This is a genomic window from Roseicella frigidaeris, assembly GCF_003258945.1.
In the GTDB taxonomy this organism is placed as follows: domain Bacteria; phylum Pseudomonadota; class Alphaproteobacteria; order Acetobacterales; family Acetobacteraceae; genus Paracraurococcus; species Paracraurococcus frigidaeris.
The window spans coordinates 1-4,394 of sequence record NZ_QLIX01000065.1 but is presented as its reverse complement, the minus strand read 5'-3'; the positions used below and the strand labels follow the sequence as shown (position 1 = coordinate 4,394).

The 4,394-nt window shown below is 68.7% G+C and carries 2 protein-coding genes; one reads left to right on the top strand and one right to left on the bottom strand.

The annotated features are described in order from the left end of the window. The first annotated feature begins 242 nt into the window (after positions 1-242). The gene (locus DOO78_RS26610) at positions 243-3,809 is read left to right on the top strand and encodes an FG-GAP-like repeat-containing protein (protein ID WP_111472903.1); all 3,567 of its coding nucleotides are present in this window, start codon (positions 243-245) and stop codon (positions 3,807-3,809) included. A gap of 290 nt (positions 3,810-4,099) precedes the next feature. Here the strand turns inward: DOO78_RS26610 and DOO78_RS26605 are convergent, their stop codons facing one another. Continuing rightward, entirely contained in the window at positions 4,100-4,291 is a 192-nt protein-coding gene (locus DOO78_RS26605) for a hypothetical protein (RefSeq protein WP_111472902.1), read from the bottom strand. Positions 4,292-4,394 lie beyond the last annotated feature (103 nt).

Sequence of the window (4,394 nt, the reverse complement as noted above, 5' to 3'; positions counted from 1 at the left end):
TGCTCTGCCGTCCACGCCATTGCCTGCCCCCGCGAATCGCCCGCACGACCAGAGAATCACATCCGATTCAGCCGATTCAATTCCTTTCCGGATGGGCTCTAACAGAAACTTCCAAAGGTTCAATTGTGGGATCAGTGTCTTACAAACTTTCCCCCCAACCATCTAATTTATAACGTTCATTTTATGGATCACATTCCCGCATATAGCTAATCCATACCGTATTGTGTACGGAACGGTTTGGCATGCGAAAACTTGGCACCACGGCGGACGACACGCTTTCCGGCGGTCTCGGCTCGGATTCCATCGAAGGCGGCGGCGGCATCGACCTGCTGACCTATGCCACATTGACCTCGGATTACGGCCTGACGGCCACCTTCCATGCTCCCGGCAGCGCAACCATCGTCAAGGCCGGCCCGGGCGGTGCGGTGGTCGGGACGGATGCCGTCACCGGCATCGCCGCCATCGAGGGCGGCGCCGGCCGTGACCTGTTCGACTTCACCGCCGCCTACGGGACATCGACCACCGCCGCGGCGGTGACGGAGGTCGCCGGCGGCGCCGGGGACGACACGATCAAGGCGGCGGGACGGGGCTGGGTCGAGGCGGATTACAGCGACGCCGCGGGCTCGGTCATCGTCAACCTGCAGGCGCAGATCGATGGCAACGGCCATCTGATCGGCCAGGCGCTGGACGGCGATGGCGGCACGGACACCCTGATCGACCTCCACCGTGTCCGCGGCTCGGCCCATTCCGACCGCATCAGCGGCGGCGGCGGCAACGACACCGTCACCGGCAGCCTCGGCAGCGACACGCTGGCCGGCGGCGCCGGCTCCAACACGCTCGACTATTCGCGCATGGCCGCCCCGGCGGGCACCACGCTCAGGATCACGCTGAACAAGGACGGCACCGGCACCGCCGAGAAGAGCGGCGGCGGCGGGACCGATGCCATCAGCGCCTTCCAGACCATCAATGCCGGCAGCGGCGCCGACCGCATCGAGATGGCGAAGAACGGCGCCGGCCTGCAGGTGGCGCGCGGCCTGGACGGGGCGGACACCATCGACGGCGCGGATTCGGCGCTGAACCTCGTCGACTACGGGCTCGACACCGCCGGCGTCTCGATCAACCTCGATGCCGGGACGGCGCGCGACGGCTCGGGCGCCACCGACACGCTGCAGAAGGTGGTGCGGGTCCGCGGCTCGGACTTCGCCGATACCATCCGGGGCAGCAGCAAGGGCGAGACCTTCGATGCCAGCCTCGGCAATGACAGCTATGCCGGCGGCGGCGGCACCGATACGCTGAGCTATTCCGGTCTGTCCGGCCGCAGCGTCGCCATCACCATGACCGCGGGCGGCGTTGGCACGGCGGTCAAGAGCAATGACGGTGGCACCGACAGCTTCTCCGGCATCGGCGTTCTGCAGGGAACGAGCGGCAACGACCGGATCATCGGCAGCGCCGCCGCCACCAGCCTGACGCTGCTGCGCGGCCTCGGCGGCATCGACACCATCGACGGCGCCGGCAACGCGCTGAACGTCGCCGACTACAGCCAGAGCGACGGCGGCGCCGCGGTCAACCTCGCCAACGGCATCGCGGCCGATGGCGCCGGCGCGTTCGACCGCCTGCTGAACGTCGCCGCGGTGCAGGGCTCGCGCTACAACGACACGATCATCGGCGGCACAGGGGCCACCCTCTTCTACGGCACCACCGGCAGCGACCGCTATACCGGAGCCAGCGCCGCCGACACGCTGAGCTACGCGCGGACCGACGGCCTCAAGATCGTCACCAGCTTCGACGCCGCCGGCACCGGCACCGCGGTCAAGGGCAGCGGCGGGGCGGCCGGAACCGACAGCTTCACCGGCATCGATATCCTGATCGGCGGCCGGGTGGCGGATGATCTCGGCGGCCATGTCGCCACCCTCGGCAGCACCCTCTTCATCGATGGCGGCAGCGGCAACGACACGATCCGCGGCTTCGGCCTCGACGAAAACGTCGCCGACTACTCGGCGCGGACGGCGGCGCTCACGGCGACGCTCGGCGCCGGCGGCACGGCCTCGCTCGCCGGCGGCGAGGTCGACCGGCTGGTCGGCGTCGTGGCGATCCGTGGCACCGCGCAGGGCGACCGCATCACCGGCAGCGCGGCGGATGAGCGCTTCGTCGGCTCCGGCGGCAATGACACGATCATCGGCGGCGGCGGCCATGACACCCTGGATTACGGCCAGGCGGGCCTCGCCTCGGGCATCGTCCTGGGCTGGACCGGCGCCGATGCGGGGACCGTCGCCAAGCTCGGCACCGGCAAGATCGACGCCTTTTCCGGCATCGACCACGTCATCGGCACTGCCTTCGCCGACAGCGTCACCGGCCATGCGGCGATCACCCGGGCGACCTATGTCTTCGGCGGGGCGGGCAGCGATTCGATCGATGGCGGCGGCAGCAGCCTGCTCGTCGCCGACTACAAGGGCGGCGCGGCGATCCATGCCGATCTCGGCGCCGGCACGGTGCTGGAGGCCTATGGCACGCCGAGCACTGACCGGCTGACGGGCATCGTCCAGCTCCGTGGCTCCGACCATGCCGACATGATCACCGGGACCGGCGCGGCGGAGACGCTCTGGGGTGGGGCCGGCGCGGATACCATCGCCGGCGGCGGCGGCGCCGACAGCCTCGATGGCGGCGCGGGCAACGACCGCATCCTCGTCGGCGCGGGCAACGCGACCATCGAGGGCGGGGCTGGGCACGACACCGTCGTGCTCGACGCCCTGGCCGCGGATGCGAGCATCAGCCGCAACGCGGATGGCAGCTGGACGGTGGTCGGGTCGCACGGCACCGAGCTGCTGCGGAATGTCGAGGCGGTGCAGTTCACCGACGGCCTCGTGCAGCTCCGAGGCGTCGCCTACGACTTCAATGGCGACGGCAAGAGCGAGATCCTGTTCGAGGCCGAGGACCTGCCGGATGCACCCGGCTACCGTGCCATGGCGCAGTGGCAGGTGAACGGCGCCAGCTACGAATCGGGCGGGACCTTCACCTATGTCGACCAGAGCTGGGCCGTCGCCCATACCGGCGACTTCAACGGCGACGGCAAGGCCGACCTGCTCTGGCACCAGGCGAACGGCACCGCCTCCATCTGGATGATGGACGGCACCGGCTATGTCGGCGGCGCGACCATCTACGCCCCCGGTGCCGGCACCGCCTATGACATCGCCGGCGTCGACGACTTCAACGGCGACGGCCGGTCGGACATCCTGTTCAGCAAGCAGGTCAGCTGGCAGGGGCATGATTACGTCACCCTCTCGCTCTGGGAGATGGATGGCCTCGCCGGCATCGGCGGCGGTGTCGTCGGAACGGTCGATGCGAGCTGGGCGGTCGTCGGCATGGGCGACTTCGACGGCGACGGCCGCGCCGACATCCTGTGGCAGAATGCCGACAGCGCCGTCTCGATCTGGCGCATGGACGGCACCCAGTATCTCGGCGGCGGCACCATCGCCACGCCGGGCGTCGGCTGGTCGGTGGTCGGCACGGGCGATTTCGACCACGACGGCCGCTCGGACATCCTGCTGCAGGACGCCACGGGCAAGGTCGAGGCCTGGCGCATGGACGGAACCACCATCCTCTCCACCGCGACCCTCGACACCGAGAGCGCGGGCTGGAAGGTGGCAGCCATCGGCGATTACGACGGGAATGGCCGTGCCGACGTGCTGTGGCGGCAGGACCCGGTCGCCGGCCAGGGCCATACCGAGCTGCGGCTCTGGACCACGAATGGCCAGGTCGTCACCAGCGACGACCTGATCTCCTATGTCGGCAATGAGTGGGCCGTGGTCTGATCCAACCGCCCAGCGCGGAAATCTGTGTCAGGACAGCGTAAAAGTGCTTGGCATTCAAAGATTGAGTTGCCAGCACAGGCAGATTCCTGCCGCGAACGGGTATACCAGCGGCCGGGACGGATTTCGGCGGCCTGCTGGCAAGGAGCCGTGACGTCGCCGTGACCTGATCTCCTAATGATTTAAGTTAGAAGTTCAGTGACACCACAGGCGAGATAAACGCGGGTACCCGGCGGAGGCCCGATCATCGGCCACGCAGCACCGCCAGCACCCGGCGCAGCGCCTCCGCTCCGTCAGGCGCAGTGCCACTGACCCTCATCGAGCCAGAGCACCGTCCCACAGGGCAGCACCACCTCGATGCGCGCGGGGGACCTTGCCGAGATTTCAGAGGTCGACGGCGGTGCCGGCATCGGCGCATCCTTGGCCACGGCAGCTTGCGCGAAGGCGGGCAACGGCAACGGCACGGCGCCGAGCTCGCCGCTCATCTGGCTTTGCTACTGAATGTTGGCCCAGGCGTGCTGGCGAATTTTGGCCCACCTGCCGTCCCTCAACCTACGGTCTCCCGGGTGACCCGGGGGACCTGGAGTG

Excerpts from the sequence above, each read along its gene's own strand:
- DOO78_RS26610 (WP_111472903.1), top strand. The coding sequence starts at position 243 with ATGCGAAAACTTGGCACCACGGCGGACGACACGCTTTCCGGCGGTCTC.
- DOO78_RS26605 (WP_111472902.1), bottom strand. The coding sequence starts at position 4,291 with ATGAGCGGCGAGCTCGGCGCCGTGCCGTTGCCGTTGCCCGCCTTCGCG.